Annotated in this window: 13 protein-coding genes and 1 pseudogene; 8 read left to right on the top strand and 6 right to left on the bottom strand. The window is 69.6% G+C overall.

Annotated features, from left to right (window positions below):
• Positions 1 to 167: 167 nt before the first annotated feature.
• Together NM1_RS35685 and NM1_RS35680 are read left to right on the top strand one after the other, a co-directional pair.
• The gene (locus NM1_RS35685; RefSeq protein WP_068030693.1) at positions 168 to 812 is read left to right on the top strand and encodes a type 1 glutamine amidotransferase family protein; all 645 of its coding nucleotides are present in this window, start codon (positions 168 to 170) and stop codon (positions 810 to 812) included.
• The gene (locus NM1_RS35680; protein ID WP_068030691.1) at positions 809 to 1,282 is read left to right on the top strand and encodes a MarR family winged helix-turn-helix transcriptional regulator; all 474 of its coding nucleotides are present in this window, start codon (positions 809 to 811) and stop codon (positions 1,280 to 1,282) included. The genes NM1_RS35685 and NM1_RS35680 overlap by 4 nt, the downstream gene beginning before the upstream one ends.
• A gap of 55 nt (positions 1,283 to 1,337) precedes the next feature.
• Here NM1_RS35680 and NM1_RS35675 read toward each other — a convergent pair whose 3' ends face one another.
• Positions 1,338 to 2,096, bottom strand: a complete 759-nt coding sequence (locus NM1_RS35675) for an HAD-IIA family hydrolase (protein WP_068030758.1) — start codon at positions 2,094 to 2,096, stop codon at positions 1,338 to 1,340.
• A 268-nt stretch (positions 2,097 to 2,364) separates the two neighbouring features.
• Here NM1_RS35675 and fgd point away from each other — a divergent pair, with 268 nt between their 5' ends.
• The gene (gene fgd / locus NM1_RS35670; protein ID WP_068030688.1) at positions 2,365 to 3,372 is read left to right on the top strand and encodes a glucose-6-phosphate dehydrogenase (coenzyme-F420); all 1,008 of its coding nucleotides are present in this window, start codon (positions 2,365 to 2,367) and stop codon (positions 3,370 to 3,372) included.
• A gap of 39 nt (positions 3,373 to 3,411) precedes the next feature.
• On the opposite strand, the gene NM1_RS35665 is transcribed toward fgd, so the two are convergent.
• Positions 3,412 to 4,227: an immunity 49 family protein gene (locus NM1_RS35665; RefSeq protein ID WP_211339457.1), complete on the bottom strand. Its 816-nt coding sequence runs from the start codon at positions 4,225 to 4,227 to the stop codon at positions 3,412 to 3,414.
• A 168-nt stretch (positions 4,228 to 4,395) separates the two neighbouring features.
• Positions 4,396 to 4,905 (bottom strand): nitroreductase/quinone reductase family protein, encoded by a 510-nt coding sequence (locus NM1_RS35660; RefSeq protein ID WP_068030754.1) that lies wholly within the window; start codon positions 4,903 to 4,905, stop codon positions 4,396 to 4,398.
• Between the two features lie 129 nt (positions 4,906 to 5,034).
• On the opposite strand from NM1_RS35660, the gene pta reads away from it, so the two are divergent.
• Positions 5,035 to 7,110, top strand: coding sequence for a phosphate acetyltransferase (gene pta, locus NM1_RS35655; RefSeq protein WP_068030683.1), 2,076 nt, complete (start codon positions 5,035 to 5,037; stop codon positions 7,108 to 7,110).
• A 164-nt stretch (positions 7,111 to 7,274) separates the two neighbouring features.
• Positions 7,275 to 8,471, top strand: coding sequence for an acetate kinase (locus NM1_RS35650; RefSeq protein WP_068030679.1), 1,197 nt, complete (start codon positions 7,275 to 7,277; stop codon positions 8,469 to 8,471).
• 34 nt (positions 8,472 to 8,505) lie between these two features.
• Here the strand turns inward: NM1_RS35650 and NM1_RS35645 are convergent.
• Positions 8,506 to 10,782: pseudogene (locus NM1_RS35645) on the bottom strand (serine/threonine-protein kinase); the annotation flags it as partial.
• On the opposite strand from NM1_RS35645, the gene NM1_RS44740 reads away from it, so the two are divergent.
• The gene (locus NM1_RS44740) at positions 10,664 to 11,116 is read left to right on the top strand and encodes a hypothetical protein (protein ID WP_373864090.1); all 453 of its coding nucleotides are present in this window, start codon (positions 10,664 to 10,666) and stop codon (positions 11,114 to 11,116) included. The pseudogene NM1_RS35645 and the gene NM1_RS44740 overlap by 119 nt on opposite strands.
• Here the strand turns inward: NM1_RS44740 and NM1_RS35640 are convergent.
• Both NM1_RS35640 and NM1_RS35635 read right to left on the bottom strand, forming a co-directional pair.
• Entirely contained in the window at positions 11,001 to 11,960 is a 960-nt protein-coding gene (locus tag NM1_RS35640; RefSeq protein ID WP_068030675.1) for a glutamate ABC transporter substrate-binding protein, read from the bottom strand. The two genes, NM1_RS44740 and NM1_RS35640, sit on opposite strands and share 116 nt — an antisense overlap.
• A gap of 11 nt (positions 11,961 to 11,971) precedes the next feature.
• On the bottom strand, positions 11,972 to 13,315 hold the full coding sequence (locus NM1_RS35635; RefSeq protein WP_068030751.1) for a GlnX family signal transduction membrane protein: 1,344 nt from the start codon (positions 13,313 to 13,315) through the stop codon (positions 11,972 to 11,974).
• A 138-nt stretch (positions 13,316 to 13,453) separates the two neighbouring features.
• Between NM1_RS35635 and NM1_RS35630 the strand changes: the two genes are divergently transcribed.
• Positions 13,454 to 14,107, top strand: coding sequence for an NUDIX hydrolase (locus NM1_RS35630; RefSeq protein ID WP_068030672.1), 654 nt, complete (start codon positions 13,454 to 13,456; stop codon positions 14,105 to 14,107).
• 3 nt (positions 14,108 to 14,110) lie between these two features.
• The gene (locus NM1_RS35625) at positions 14,111 to 16,279 is read left to right on the top strand and encodes a molybdopterin-containing oxidoreductase family protein (protein ID WP_068030669.1); all 2,169 of its coding nucleotides are present in this window, start codon (positions 14,111 to 14,113) and stop codon (positions 16,277 to 16,279) included.
• The last annotated feature ends 101 nt before the right edge of the window (positions 16,280 to 16,380 follow it).

Below are 16,380 nucleotides of genomic sequence, written 5' to 3'. Positions count from 1 at the left end.
TGGTCGCGGGCGACCCATGGTCACAGCGGTTCGGTCAAGCTAACACATTTATTAGGGCACCCGAACTAGCGCGGGCGGACGTGTTGCGGTGTCGCCTACCAGCCTGCTCGCGGCGAGGCGATCTGTCACTATTGACAGCTTACTGTCAAAAATGACAGAATGCTGTCATGATGAAAACAGTGCACATGGCCGTCTACGACACCTTCTCCGACTGGGAGCTGGGGTACGCCACGGCGCATATCAATCGGGCGATGTGGCAGCGCGAGCCGGGGACCTGGCAGGTCCGGACGGTGGGTCTGACCGGTGAGGCGGTCGTCTCGGCGGGCGGGATGCGGGTCGTCCCCGACATGACCCTCGACGAGCTGTCTCCGGCCGAGAGCGCGATGCTGCTGCTCCCGGGGGCGGATACGTGGGAGGCCGGTGTTCTGGCGGCGTTCGGGCGCAAGGCGCGGGAGTTTCTCGCGGCCGGGGTGCCGGTCGCGGCGATCTGCGGGGCTACCTGGGGGCTGGCGGTCGAGGGGCTGCTCGACGCCCGGCCGCACACCAGCAACGACCCGGATTACCTTGCCGCCAGCGGATATACGGGCGGCGAGCATTTCGTGCGGGAGACGGCCGTCACCGACGGAGATCTGATCACCGCCACCGGTACGAAGCCGGTGGACTTCGCCCGCGCGGTCCTCGCCCGCCTCGGCGTCTACGAGCCGCACGTGCTCGACGCCTGGTATGCGCTGTACGGCCGCAACGATGCCCAGGGCTTCTACGCGCTGGCCGAGTACGAGGCCGCGCGGACGCCGGATACGGTGCCGCAGTGAGTAATCGTGCGAGCGAAGCGTCGAGTCGGCGCACCGATCAGGATTTGTTCGCGACCGCCGCGGTGACCTCGTTCAAGTTGAACGGCCAATTCCTCGCCATCGCAGAGGAATTGGCCCGACCGGCGGGCATCACGGCGGCGTGGTGGCAGGTGCTCGGCGCGATTCTGCGCGAACCGCTGCCGGTGGCCGGGATCGCCCGCGAGATGGGCATCACCCGCCAGAGCGTGCAGCGCATCGCGGATCTGCTGGTGGACAAGGGCCTTGCCGAATACCGCCCCAACCCCGCACACAAGCGGGCCAAGCTGGTGGCCGTCACCGACGCCGGTCTGGAGGCGGTCCGCCGCATCGACCCCCAGCACGCCGAGATGGCGAAACGCCTTGTGGCCGAAATCGGTACGGCTCGACTGGCTGAGATCGCCGACGCCCTCACGGACCTGTCCGCCGCCCTGGACCGCATCGAACACGAGTAGTCGAGCCGACGGACCCCGCCTCCGCAAGCTTTTGGCCGGGATCCCGCTCCGTCGATCAGGCGGCGAACGGATTCGAGGTCCGGCCCACCAGGTCGGCGACGGATTCCAGGACGGCCGTGGGGCGGTAGGGGTAGTGCTCGACCGAGGCGCGGGTGGAGATGCCCGAGGTGACGAGGATGGTGCGCATCCCGGCCTCCAGGCCGGAGATCACGTCGGTGTCCATCCGGTCGCCGATCATCACCGTGGACTGCGAATGCGCGCCGATGCGGCGCAGCGCCGAGCGCATCATCAGCGGGTTGGGCTTGCCGACGTAGTACGGGTCGCGGCCGGTGGCGCGGGTGATCAGGGCGGCGACGGAGCCGGTCGCGGGCAGTACGCCCTCCCGGGAGGGGCCGGTCGCGTCGGGGTTCGTGGCGATGAACCGGGCACCCCGCTCGACCAGCCGGATCGCGGTCGTGATCGCCTCGAACGAGTAGGTGCGCGTCTCGCCGAGCACCACGTAGTCCGGGTCGCTGTCGGTGAGGACGTAGCCGATGTCGTGCAGCGCGGTGGTCAGGCCCGATTCGCCGACCACATAGGCCGTGCCGCCCGGCCGCTGCTCGTCGAGGAATGTCGCGGTGGCCAGGGCCGAGGTCCAGATCGCCTCCGGCGGAATGTCGAGCCCGGTGTGCCGCAGCCGCGCCTGCAGATCCCGCGGGGTGCGGATGGAGTTGTTGGTGAGCACCAGGAACGGGATGTCGTTGGCCTGCAGTTCCGACAGGAACTTGTCGGCGCCGGGCACCAGATGATCCTCGTGCACCAGCACCCCGTCCATATCGGTCAGGTAGGACAGGATCGGTTCGTTGTCGGCAGTCACGAGTCAATTCTGAGCTATCGGCTATTCGGATGTGGACAACTCGGGAAGTTGCGACCATTCACACACCCGCCATCGCCGCTGACTATGTTCGAAGCAGACCGCGCTCGTCGGCAGCCGCTTCGAAATGCGTCAGTTTCGAAATACGGCGCCGCCGTCCAGCGCTGCACACGGTCGACGGGGTTCAGGCCCCCACAGCACGTAAGCGACAGCGAACAGGAGTGGCGCAGTGAGTGGACTCAAGCTCGGGTACAAGGCGTCGGCGGAACAGTTCGGCCCCCGGGAGCTGGTGGAGCTCGGGGTTCTCGTCGAGGAGCACGGACTCGACAGCGCCACGGTCAGCGACCATTTCCAGCCGTGGCGGCACGAGGGCGGCCACGCGCCGTTCTCGCTGGCGTGGATGACCGCGGTCGGCGAGCGCACGCAGCGGATCCAGCTCGGCACCTCGGTGCTGACCCCCACCTTCCGCTACAACCCGGCCGTGATCGCGCAGGCGTTCGCGACCATGGGCTGCCTGTACCCCGACCGCATCATGCTCGGTGTCGGCACCGGCGAGGCGCTCAACGAGATCGCCACCGGGTACAAGGGCGAGTGGCCGGAGTTCAAGGAGCGGTTCGCGCGGCTGCGTGAATCCGTCGACCTGATGCGGGCGCTGTGGACCGGTGACCGCGTGACCTTCGAGGGGCAGTACTACCAGACCGTCGGCGCGTCCATCTACGACGTGCCCAAGGGCGGCATCCCGATCTACGTCGCCGCGGGCGGCCCGCTGGTGGCGCGGTACGCGGGGCGCGCCGGGGACGGCTTTATCTGCACCTCGGGCAAGGGCATGGAGCTGTACACCGAGAAGCTGATGCCCGCCGTCGACGAGGGCACCGCCAAGGTCGGGCGCACCCGCGACGATATCGATCGGATGATCGAGATCAAGATCTCCTACGACACCGATCCCGAACTGGCGCTGGAGAATACGCGATTCTGGGCGCCGCTGTCGCTGACCGCCGAGCAGAAGCACAGCATCACGGACCCGATCGAGATGGAGAAGGCCGCCGACGCGCTGCCGATCGAGCAGATCGCCAAGCGCTGGATCGTCGCCAGCGATCCGGACGAGGCCGTCGCCCAGATCAAGCCGTACGTGGACGCGGGCCTGAACCACCTGGTGTTCCACGCCCCCGGCCACGATCAGCGCCGCTTCCTGGACCTGTTCCAGCGCGACCTGGCGCCGCGGCTGCGGGCCCTGTAGCCGACCGAATGTCCTTGGCCTGAGCGAGGATTCGCTCGCTCAGGCATCCACCTCGCCGATCCAGCCGAATTCCAGGAGTACCTTGGGCAGGTAGTCGGATTCCACCTTGATCGGCATATCGGCGTCGCGCGCCATGCACGCGATCGCGAGCGGCCCGAGAGCGACCAGGCCCTCGGTGCTGCACGACCGGTCCTCTTCCGCGGTCCAGTATTCGTGGTGCCAGGTCAACGCGTCGTCCAGCGCCGCGTTGAACCGGTCGGTCTCGCGGCTCAGGTAGCGATGGAGCAGCTCGAGGGGCGGATACAGCTGCTTCAGCATGAGTTCGACCTCGGCGACCCGCGTGACCTCGGGAGCCGTGCCGTTCACCGCCGTCAGCAGCGTGTCCCAGGTTTCCTCGCGGCCGAACCAGAGGTTCTGCAGGGTCTCCACCCAGTCGTAGATGTACTCGTCGACCACCGCGCCGGAGGCTCGCAGGAACTCGACGGGCACGTGCGCCAGTCGTTCCAGGCGATCGTTCTCGCGGCAGATCACCGCGAGGTAGAACGCGGTGACCCAGGCTCCCGGATGCAGGTAGTACCGCGGGCCGGTCGCGGGGAGATTGCGCACCTCGCCCTCGATCCCGACGCGGCACGGCACCGGTCCCTCGGCCGCCGTGGCCGAATCGAACAGGGCCGAACCGATCTGCATGGCCGTGATCCATGCCTCCCAGGTGGGAAACTTCGTTGCCGTCGGGTCCAGGGCCGAATGCGCTTTCGCGGTGGCCAGCGCCGCGGCCAGGGCGTTGGAGCGGCCGGTGTCGTTCGGGTCCTCCAACTCCCCGAGGATCCAATCCATGGTCCGACCGAGACTTTCCACCGCCTCCTCCATACCTTCGAGCGGAAACTCATGGCGGGCAATGTTCTTCGTAGACACTCGTTCTTCCCTGGTCGGCCGATACATTGCAGACCATCAAACACGCGAGGCGTCGTGAACGGCCTCCCCGAGGCGGGAAGGAATGTGCCCGAGGGCGATTCGGAGGAGGACTCAGGCGCGGGTGAGGGCGAAGAGGCGTAGGTCGCGGGTGGTCCTGCTGCGGTAGGCGGAGTACGCCTCGGTGGTCTCGACGAATCTGTCGAAGATCTCTGCCTTCTTCGCCTCGTCCTCGATCAGGCTCGCGCGCACCGGGATTCGCTGTCCGTCGATGGTCACGGTGCCGGAGGGGTCGGCGAGCAGGTTGCCGGTCCAGGCCGGGTGGTGCGCCTGGCCGAAATTGCTGCCGATCACATACAGCACGTCGCCGCCGTGGACGTACAGCAGCGGTGAGGTACGGGGCTGCCCCGACTTGCGGCCCGTTGTGGTCAAGAGGATGACCGGAATGCCGATCGGGCCGAGCACGGTGTAGCGGCCCGCGGTGCGCTCGAGCACCTTCCGGTCCAGCGGGGTGAGCTTGCGGATGATCAGGGACCCGATCTTGGACGCCGCGAACGGACTGGCCATGCGGCCGAGCAGACCCGTGCGCGATCCCCACTGCCGGTCCGGAAACTGTGCTGCCATGGGGGAATCGTAGAAGCCCGCGCCGCGCCCCGCGCAGCTCACGGTGGGCCCACCCGGCAGGGTGTGATTTTCCAACTATTTGCTACTGGCCGGTCATATCGGACACCGTTGATCACTAGGCTCTCGAGTATGGCCGATACCGCTCCGTCCACCGTGTACATCGCTTCGCTCGAGGGTGACACCGGAAAATCGACGGTGGCCCTGGGCGCGCTGCAGATGCTGTCCGCGACGACGCCGCGGGTCGGTGTGTTCCGGCCCATCATGCGCTCGGCGACCGAACCGGACTACATCCTGGAGCTGCTGCTCGAGCACTCCACCGCCGATATCGACTACGACCAGGCCTGCGGCGTCACCTACGAGCAGGTGCACGAGGATCCCGACGCGGCGATCGGCGAGATCGTCATGCGGTTCCACGACGTGGCCAAGCTGTGCGACGCGGTGGTCATCGTCGGCAGCGACTACACCGATGTGGCCAGCCCCAGCGAGCTCCGCTTCAACGCGCGCATCGCCGTGAATCTGGGCGCCCCGGTGCTGCTGGTGCTGCGCGGTTCCGGCCGCACGCCCGAGCAGATCGTGCAGGTCGCCGAGCTGTGCGAGGGCGAGCTCGCCGCCGAGCACGCGCAGCTGACCGCCATCGTGGTCAATCGCTGTGATCCGGACCGGCTGGACGAGGTCGCCGATGCCGTGCGGAGCATCTGCGCGACGTCGTGGACGCTGCCCGAGGTGCCGCTGCTGACCGCGCCGACCATGTCCGAGCTGTGCGCGGCCATCGGCGGCGAGCTGTACTCCGGGGATCCCGAGCTGATGCAGCGCGAGGCGCTGTCGGTGATGGTCGGTGGCATGACGGCCGAGCACATCCTGGAGCGGCTCAGCGACAGCGTCGCCGTCATCGTTCCGGGCGATCGCTCCGACGCGCTGCTGGCGCTGGTGAATGCCCATGAGGCGGAAGGGTTTCCGTCGCTGTCGGGCATCGTCATGAACGGGGGCATGCCGCCGCATCCCGCGATCGCGCGGCTGATCGAGGGCCTGAAGCCGAAGCTGCCGATCCTCACCACCCGGCTCGGCACCTTCGATACCGCGGGCGCCGTGTCGCGCACCCGTGGCCGGGTGTCGCTGTCCAGCGTCCGCAAGGTCGATACCGCCCTGGCGCTGATGGAGCAGCGGGTGGACGGGCGCAAGCTGGCCGAGTTGATCTCGGTGCCCGCGCCCTCGGTGGTGACGCCGCAGATGTTCGAATATCAGCTGGTCGAGCGGGCTCGCTCGGACCGCCGCAGGATCGTGCTGCCGGAGGGTAGTGACGACCGCATCCTGCGCGCCGCCGGTCGGGTGCTGCAGCGCAAGATCGCCGACCTGACCATCCTCGGCGACGAGGCGGCCGTGCGCGGGCGCGCCGCCGAACTCGGTGTCGACATCGATGCCGCGCAGGTGCTGAACCCGAAGACCAGCGAGCTGCGCCAGGAGTTCGCGGAGAAGTACGCGAAGTTGCGTGCCCACAAGGGCATGGCCGTGGAGCGGGCGCGCGAAATGATCTCCGACATTTCGTATTTCGGCACCATGATGGTGTACGAGGGAGTAGCCGACGGCATGGTGTCCGGCGCCGCGCACACCACCGCGCACACCATCCGGCCGTCGTTCGAGATCATCAAGACCGAACCGGGGGTGTCCACCGTCTCCAGCGTGTTCCTGATGTGCCTGGCCGACCGGGTGCTGGCCTACGGCGACTGCGCGGTGGTGCCGGATCCGACCTCCGAACAACTGGCCGATATCGCGATCTCCTCCGCGCGCACCGCGGCCCAGTTCGGGATCGACCCGCGGGTGGCGATGCTGTCGTACTCGACCGGCGAGTCCGGCAGCGGCGCCGACGTCGACAAGGTGCGCACGGCGACCAAGCTGGTACACGAGCGCGCCCCGCAGCTGCTGGTGGAGGGGCCGATCCAGTACGACGCGGCGATCGAGCCGACGGTGGCCAGCGCCAAGCTGCCGAACTCCGAGGTGGCCGGGCGCGCAACGGTTTTCATCTTCCCCGACCTGAATACCGGGAACAACACGTACAAGGCGGTGCAGCGCAGCGCCGGTGCGGTGGCGATCGGGCCGGTGCTGCAGGGCCTGCGCAAGCCGGTCAACGACCTGTCGCGCGGTGCGCTGGTCGCCGACATCGTCAACACGGTGGCGATCACCGCCATCCAGGCGCAGTCGCGGGCGTAGGACGTGGACCGCTCGGGTGCGTTGCGGCCCGGCCGCCACAGGCGCGGCAGGAGGAACGCGCGGCCGACAGTGCGCGAAGGTGTTGCGTTGGATACAGCAGGAATGCGTAGCAAACCCCCGGCGTTGCCCGCATCGGGAACACCGCGGCAGACAGGAGGCGCACGATGCAGGTCCTGGTGATCAACTCCGGGTCGTCGTCGATCAAATATCAACTGCTGGATCCGGATTCGGGTGCGGTGGTGGCCTCCGGTCAGGTATCGAGGATCGGTGAGCCGGTCGCTCCCGGCGCCCCCACCGTCGAGCATCACAGCGACGGCCGGACGCTGGAGCACGACGGCGCCGTCCCCGACCACGCCACCGGCCTGCGGATCGTGTTCGATCTGTTCGCCCGCGGCGGTCACGACCTGACCACCGCCGGGCTGACCGCGGTCGGGCACCGGGTGGTGCACGGCGGCGAGGTGTTCTACCGGCCCACGCTGATCGACGACGCGGTGGTGCGGTCGATCGATGAGCTGTCTTCGCTTGCTCCGCTGCACAATCCGGCCAACGTGACCGGAATCGAATCGGCCCGGGCGCTGCTGCCGGACGTGCCGCAGGTCGCCGTCTTCGACACCGCGTTCTTCCACGGCCTGCCCGATGCGGCCAAGACCTATGCGATCGATGCGAAAGTCGCTGCCGCACACGGTATTCGCCGATACGGCTTCCATGGCACCTCGCACGAGTACGTATCCGGCCGGGCCGCGGAGCTGCTGGACCGGGATCCGGCGGAGCTGAACCAGATCGTGTTCCACCTGGGCAACGGCGCCTCGGCGTCGGCGATTCGGGGTGGTCGCGCGGTGGACACCACGATGGGCCTGACTCCGCTGGAGGGGCTGGTGATGGGAACCCGCTCCGGCGACCTCGACCCCGGGATCGTCCCGCACCTGGCGCGCACGGCGAATATGGACATCGACGCGATCGACAATCTGCTCAACCGCGACTCGGGCATCAAGGGCCTGTCGGGGGTGAACGACTTCCGGGAGCTGTTCGGGCTCATCGAAACCGGGGATGCGGCGGCCCGGCTGGCGTACGACGTCTACGTGCATCGGCTGCGGCGCTACCTGGGCGCCTACCTGGTGGAGCTGGGCCGGGTGGACGCGATCACCTTCACCGCCGGTGTCGGGGAGAACAACGCGCGCGTGCGCGCCGACGCGCTGGCCGGGCTCGAACGCTTCGGCATCGCCGTGGATCCCGCCCGCAACGAGGCGAAAGACCGTGCGGCCCGCTATATCTCGCCACCGGAGGCCGAGGTGCCGGTGCTGGTGGTGCCCACCAACGAGGAGCTGGCGATCGCCCGCGCGGCGGCCCGCCTGGTCGGCTGAGCATTCACGAAATACTCATGATCGGACCGACCGCTCACACCCAGGTCTTGGCGCGGATCGCGTTGGCGAGGTCGATCAGGGCGTAGCGGTGGGTGCGGCCGGGTGCGGTGCGGGCCAGCCCGCGCAACCCCGTCTCGGTGCCCTGACGCAGCTCGCGCTCGGTGAACGGCTCGCCGAACAGCGTGGCATCCGGCAGCTTCGGGGCGTTGCCCGCGCGCAGCCAGGCCAGCGCCGAACCGAGCACCAGCACACGCATCTGGTTGGCGCGGTGCTCGCTCGGCGGCAGCGCCTGCACCCGGGCCGCGGCGATGTGCAGCGTCGATTCCCCGAGTTCGGCCACCGGCGCCGCGGTGAGCAACATCAAGACCGCGGTCATCCGCGCCTCGCCGTAGTGCCGCGAGGCGGCCGGTACCTCGTCCAGCGCCCGCACCGCCTCGACGACGCGCCCGGCCGCGCTCAACTGCCGGGCCAGGCCGAACGCCGCGCTCACCACCCCGCGGTCGGTGCGCCAGACGGTGGCGTAGAACTTCTCCGCATACCGGCGCCACTGCCCGGGGTCCGGCGAATCCCAGTGCTGCAGTACCAGTTCCGCGGTCGCGGCCAGTGCCAGCTTGGGCGCGACCTCGCCGGGCAGCGCCTGCAGCACCGCGTCGAAGCGGTCGAACGCGCGCTGGTAGTCGAGCTCGAGTAGCGCGGCCAGACCGCGATACCAATCGACGCGCCAGTCGTCGTCCTCGATCCGGCGCAGCACATCGCGGGCCGCGGCGGGCTGGCCCAGGTCCAGGTGGATGCGGGCCTCGGCGAATGTGCATTCGGCCTCGAAGCTCTCCGGCGCGCCGCCCGGCTCGGCCGCGGCCCGTTGGCGGGCGGTGCGCACCGCGTCGAGCGCATGCCGCGGCTCCGGGTGCACGGTTCCCGCCAGCAGCGCGGCCGAGGGATCCGACGGATCGATCACCGGAACCGGAAGTGCCGCAGCGACATCGCGGGCACGCAGATTCTTGCTGCGCTCGGCGCCGTCGACGTACGAGTCGGTCTGCGCGACCAGTTCCTCGGTGCCGAAGCTGGTGCGCGGCGGGCTGAACACGGTCGACAGCTGCGGTTGTTCGGTGCCGGTCTCGGTGGCCAGAATCTCCCGTAGCACGCCCGTCAGCTGCGTCGTCATCACCCGGGCCGACGGGAAGCGGCGCGCCGGATCCGGATCGGTGGCGCGCAGCAGCAGCCGGTGGAAGAACTCGTAGCGGGCAAGCAGCGGTTCGGAATCCGGCTCCGGGAGGCCGTCGAGGTAGCGGCCTTTCTCGGTCGGCAGGTTGAGGGTCAGCGCCGCCAGCGTGCGGCCCACCGTATAGATGTCCGAGGCCGCCGTCGGCCCCGTCTTCGCGATCTCGGGTGCCTGAAAGCCCCTGGTGCCGTACAGGTTTCCGTAGGATTCGAATCCGGCCACCGCGCCCAGATCGATCAGCTTCACCTGATCCTCGGTGACCATGATGTTGTCGGGCTTGAGGTCGTTGTAGGCCAGCTCCAGCGAGTGCAGGTATTCCAGCGCCGGGAGGATCTCGAGCACATAGGCGATGGCCTCGGTGACCGGCATGCGGTCGGGGCGCTCGTAGGAGTCGAGCATGTTGCGCAGCGACCGCCCGCCGACGTACTCCATGACGATGTAGCCCACCGGCACCCCCTCGGGGCTGGGGTGCTCGACGAAATTGTGGATCTTGACGATGCTGTGATGCGCCAGCTCGGCGAGGTATTGACGCTCGGCGACGGCCACCGCCTGCGCCTCCGCGTCGCCGCTGTGCAGCAGGCCCTTGAGCACCACCCAGCGGTTGCTGACATTGCGGTCGACGGCCAGGAAGATCCAGCCCAGTCCGCCGTGCGCGATACAGCCCTGGATCTCGTACTGACCGGCAACCCTATCTCCCACACTCAGGTAGGGACGGAAATCGTATGGGGCGCCGCATACTTCGCAGACGCCGGAGGTGGTCGCGGGATGACCGGCGGTGGCCCGCCCGACCGGTTTCCCGCAGCGCCAGCAGAACCGGCGCGCTTCGGCGACGACCGGGTCGGTCAGTACCACGGAGCGCGGATCCACCGGCGGCACAGTGGAAATCGGCACCAGACCGGCGCCGAGCCGCCGCACCGTCGGGCGGGTGCGGACAGTGCGTCCGCTGCGGCCGGACGGTCGGGAATCCGCGCGGGTGGGCTCCGGACCGGCCACGGTGCCCGGCTCGACCGCGGACGTCTCGGGGGAGGCCGCCGCGGTCTCAGGGGAGACGGCCGCGGTCTCGGGGGAGACGGCCGCGGTTTCGGGGGAGACGGCCGCGGTTTCGGGGGAGACGGCCGCGGTTTCAGGGGAGGCCGCCGCGGTTTCGGGGGAGACCGCCGCGGTTTCGGGAGCAACCGCTGCGGTCTCGGGTGGTACCGCCTGCGTCTGGTCGTGCCGCTGGGCCGACGTCGGCTCCGGGTCCGGTCGCGGCGGGCCGGGCACGGATTCGGTAGGGCCGGAGGAGGATTCGCCGGGATCGGGCATCGGGATCAATCCTGATACCGGGGCTGCGGTGGGCCGGGAGACGGGCCGAGGACCGACAGCCACCTCTGGTAGATGCGGTTCCAGGTGCCGTCGGAGCGCAGCCGGTCGAGGGTGTTGTTGACGAAGCGCACCATATCGTCGTCGCCCTTGGGGATGCCGACGCCGTACGGCTCGTCGCTCAGATTGCCGCCCACGACCTCCGCGTACGGATCCTGCCCGGCCAGCCCGGCCAGCAGCGCGTCGTCGGTGCTGACCGCGTCGACCTGGCGCTGCTGCAGCACGACCAGGCAGTCGGCCCAGGCGGGGACGGTGAGGATCGACGCGGCCGGTTGGTTGCGGCGGATCAGATCCAGCGACGTGGTGCCGGTGACCACGCACACCCGCTTGCCCGCCAGATCGTCCAGGCTCTTGATGCCGGAATCCTTCACGACCAGCACCCGCTGGTGCGACATCAGGTAGGTGGTGGAGAACGTCACGCGCGCCCGCCGCTCACAGGTCATCGTCATGGTCTTCACCACCACGTCGACGGTGTGTTCCTGCAGGGCGCGTTCGCGATCGGCGGAGCCGAGGATGCGGTACTCCACCCGCTCCGGGTCGCCGAACAGGTCGCGCGCGATCTCCTTGGCGATATCGACGTCGAATCCGGCGAGCGTGCCGCTGATCGGATCGCGGAAGCTGAACAGATTGCTGCCCGGGTCGAGTCCGACCAGCAATCGGCCGCGGGCGCGGATGGCGTCGACGGTGGGTCCGCCCGCGGCGCTCGGGCGCAGGCTGGCCGTCGCGTCGCAGCTCTTGTCGGGCTCCGGCGGCAGCGGCGTCTGGGTCTGCGCCGGAACGGCTTTCGCGGGATACGGCGGTTCGGAATAGCTGACGGTGCTGTCGGTCGGCGGCGGGGCCGCGGACCGGTCGTGGCAGCCCGCGGCCAGCAGGGCGACGGCGATCAGCAGCAGCGCCCGCGCTCGCATCGGTGCCGCCCTCATCGGTACTCCCGCAGCCGGGGCCACAGGCCCGCCACCACGAGGACGGCGGCCAGGATGGACAGCACCAGCGCGCCCGGCGCCAGCAGATCGAGCGAGCGAGCCGCGTCGGAAACCTCGCTGCGCAACGTGTTTCGCGTATCGGAGAGGCCGCCGCGCAGCGCGTTGTCAAGCGCCTCGACGTCGGCGGTGGCCCCGTTGGCGCCGGGACCGATCGCGACGGCGCTGGCGCCGGGGAAGTCGCCGCGCCCCAGCGCGTCGTTCATCCGCTGATGCGCCTGGCGCCAGCGGTCCAGCGCCCCGCGCGCGGTGGTGACGTCATCGGAACCCGGTGCGCCGTGCGGATATCGGGTGAGCAGCATGGTCAGATCCGAGATGGCCTTGTCGTAGATTCGGTCGTAGTCGCCGCTGGCGTCGCGGCGCACCAGCTTCAGGGTTTCGGCGGCGCGGGCCTGCTGGGTGAGGATGCGGCTCTCGGTCAGCTCCGAGGTCGGGATCGCCCCGTCGTCGCGGCCCTGGGTGGTGGCCACGGCCGAGATCGACCCCGCGATCACCGTCCAGGCCAGCACGATCACCAGCGTGCCCGAGGCCAGCAGCAGGCCCGGATTCAGCACCCGGTGCCAGCGCCGCGCCAGATACCACTGCGCGCCGACCAGCGCGCCCAGCGTCAGAATCGGCAGCGCGATCGCCACCCACGGCGGTTGCACGTGGTGGCGCTGGGTGTCCGTGATCGCCACGGACCGGTGCTCCTGTAATTCGCGCGCCATCGGCAGCATGGTCGACTGCATCAGATTCGACGCCTCGCTGAGATAGGCGGCGCCGAGCGGATGCCCCTCGCGGTTGTTGGCCCGGGCGGTCTCGATCAGGCCGGTGTACACGGGCAGGTGGGTCGCGATCCCCGCCCGCAGGTGGCCGTCGGCATCGGTGCCCGGCCCGTTGCGCCCGGCGTTGGACTGTGCGACGAGTTCCGCGGACGCCTGGCCGACGGCCTGGCTGTACCGGTCGCGCACCGGTTTCGGTTCCAGGCCGCCGGAGATGAACGCCGTGCCCGCGGCCGCATCGGCCACCGACAGCGAGGCGTAGAGCCGCTGGGCCGAGTACGCGTCCGGCTCCGCCTCGTCGAGCAGATGGTCCAGGGCCTGCTGCCGGTTGTCGACCGTCGACGAGGCCACCGCCCCGGCGAGCAGGCACATGCCCAGCAGCAGCAGGCCGATGGTGATCAGCTTGGCGGGGGAGGAATGGGCGAATGCGCGCAGGTCGGTGTCGTCCAACCGGCGGCGTACGGCGGCCGCCGCGGCGCGTGGCGACAGCTCGTCGAGCCGCGGTGGCAGGCTGCGAGTCATGGTCACCTCCGATCGCCGTCCGGCCCGTACCGTGCCGGACTGAGCTTATTGTGGTCGTACCGACGCCGTCTCGGGTGTGTCGCCCCGGCACCCGTGGCAAGGGTGCGGCAGTGGTGGCGAGGATGGGACGAGACGAGCATGCGTGGTGACGGAGACGGTTTTGTGGACTCCCCCGACGGAACGCGGCAGTGGGGCCTGTTCGGTGCCGCGGGGCTGCTGCTGCGGGCGCCCCGGACCGGCGGCGGCGCCATGGTGTTGCTGCAGCACCGGGCGCCGTGGAGTCATCAGGGCGGCACCTGGGCGCTGCCCGGCGGCGCCCGCGACAGCCACGAGACCAGCGTGCACGCCGCCGTGCGGGAGGCGCAGGAGGAGACCGGAATCGTCCCGGAGGCCGTGCGGGTGCGCGGCGAGCGCATAACGGCGACGGCGCCCAGCGGCTGGACCTACACCACGGTGGTCGCCGATGCCGCCGAACCGCTGGCCACCACCGCGAATCGGGAGAGCGCCGAGCTGGCCTGGGTGCCCGAGGAGGAGGTGGACGCGCGGCCGCTGCATCCGGGTTTCGCGGCGGCGTGGCCGGCGCTGCGGGCCTCGTCGGCGCGCATCAGCCTGGACGGGGTCGACGACGCCGCGACGGTCGCGGCGGCGTTGCCGCGCACCGTGGACCTGGCCGAGCACGGCTTCGTCTGGCTGCACTCGAACGGTCGGGGCGGGCGCGCGGCGCGCATCGGCTCCGCGGCGGATCTGGCCGGAAATGTGTTGTTCCTCACGCTGGATCAGGTGTTGTCTTGAGACATGACAGCACGCGAGGTGCCGACATACTGCCGAATCTGTGAACCGCTCTGCGGGTTGATCGCCACCGTCGAGGACGGGCGGCTGGTGCAGTTGCGGCCCGATAAGCAGCATCCGTTGTCGCGGGGGTTCGCCTGTCCCAAGGGGATTGCGTTCACCGAGGTGCAGAACGATCCGGAGCGGGTGCTGTATCCGCTGCGGCGCGGTGCCGACGGTGCGTTCGAGCGGGTGTCGTGGGAGACGGCGCTCGACGAGATCGGCGCCAGGCTGCGGGCGATCATCGGCGCGCACGGGCGGGAAAGTCTGGGTTGGTATTTCGGCAATCCGTCGTCGTTCTCCTACTCGCATACGTTGTGGATCGTAGGTTTTCAGCTCGCCGCCGGGCTGCGGCACGTGTATTCGGCGGGCTCCCAGGACGTCAACAACCGTTTCGTGGCCAGCCACCTGCTGTACGGGTCGCTGACCAGCGTGCCGGTGCCGGACCTGGACCATACGGACTTCCTGCTCATGGTGGGCGCGAATCCCGTTGTGTCGCACGGCAGCGTGGTCAGCGCGCCCCGGATCCGCGACAAGCTGACCGATATCACCAAGCGCGGCGGGCGGGTCGTCGTGGTCGACCCGCGGCGCACGGAGACGGCTCGGCTGTTCGAACATGTCGGGGTGCGGGCGGACACCGACGCCTGGCTGCTGGCGGCGCTGCTGCAGGTGATCTTCGACGAGGGTCTGGAGGACGCGGCCGCGCTGCGCGAACAGGCGGCGGGGGTGGCCGAACTACGCAGGGCCGTGGCTCGTTTCACGCCCGAGGTCACGGCGCCGGTGACGGGCGTCGATCCGGATACCGTGCGCACGCTGGCCCGCGATCTGGCCGCCGCACCCCGCGCGGCGGTGTACGGGCGCACCGGGACCTGCCTGGGGCGGCACGCGACCCTGGTCGCCTTCCTCATCGATGCGCTGGCGGCGGTGACCGGAAACCTCGACCGGCCGGGCGGATGTGTCTTCGGCAAGGAGTTGGTGGCGGTCTCGGAGCTCAATGCGCGGCTGGGGTTGATCAAGTACGGCAAGACGCGTTCCCGCATCGGCGATTTCCCGGAGGTGCTGCGCACCTTCCCGGCCGCGATCATGGCCAAGGAGATCACCACGCCCGGGCCCGGCCAGCTGCGGGCGCTGTTCACCTCTGCGGGTAATCCGGTGCAGTCGGTGCCGGGCAGCGACGAACTCGCCGCGGCGCTACGGGAACTCGACCTGTTCGTGTCGATCGATCTGTACCTCACCGATTCCAACCGCACCGCCGACTACGTGCTGCCCGCCACCACCTTCCTGGAGCGCGACGACGTGCCGCTGCCGTTCGCCGCGCTGGCCCCGGTCCCGTACACCCAGTACACCGAACCGGTGCTGGAGCCCTACGGCGAGGCGCGGCAGGAATGGGAGATCATCGACGAGATCGCGCGGCGAATCGGCGTGCAGCCCTTCACCTTCGGGCCTCCCGCCCGGATGCTCGGCGAGCTGCGCCGCCGCGTGCCGGGTGGTCGTGCGGCGCGGGTGCGACCCAGAGCGCTCCTGGATCTCGCATTGCGTACGGGGCCGTACGGTGACCGATTCGGATTGCGTCGCAACGGAATCAGCCTGCGCAAACTGCGCCGCCATCCGCACGGGCTGGTGCTGGCCGACCGCATCACCACCGGGGTGCTGCGAAAGGTGGTGCAGCACAAGGATCGACGGGTGCGGCTGGCGCCGCCGGAGATCATCACGGAGCTGAGCGAGCTGGCGGCCCCGCCGATCGATCCCGCCTATCCGCTGCGCATAATCGGCATGCGCGAGTTGAAATCCCACAATTCCTGGATGCACAACGCCGACTCCCTGGTGGCCCGCCGCGAGCACGCCGCACGCATCCATCCCAAGGACGCCGCCGTCGCCGGAATCGCCGACGGCGACCGCTGCCGGGTCAGCTCACCGCACGGCGCGATCGAGGTCACGGCCCGCCTCACCGAGGACATGACCGAGGGCACCGTGGCCGTACCGCACGGCTGGGGCCACACCGCCGGCTGGCGCCGCGCCACCGCCGCGGGCGGCGCCAACGTCAACCTCCTGATGTCCACCGACCCCGCCGACGTCGAACGCCTGGCAGGCATGTCCCACCTCAACGGCGTCCCCATCCGCCTCGACCCCGCCTGACCCTCCGAAATGCCCGGCCCGCCCACATCACCGCCGCCCCGCCAAGTTGATCCCGTCGTCGCGGCCCCAGGGGGCCGCGACGACGGGAATGTGGCCGTGCG

This window comes from Nocardia mexicana NBRC 108244, assembly GCF_001613165.1.
Taxonomy (GTDB): domain Bacteria; phylum Actinomycetota; class Actinomycetes; order Mycobacteriales; family Mycobacteriaceae; genus Nocardia; species Nocardia mexicana.
Note: the sequence above shows the minus strand (reverse complement) of the source record. Positions and strands in the feature narration are given on the sequence as shown.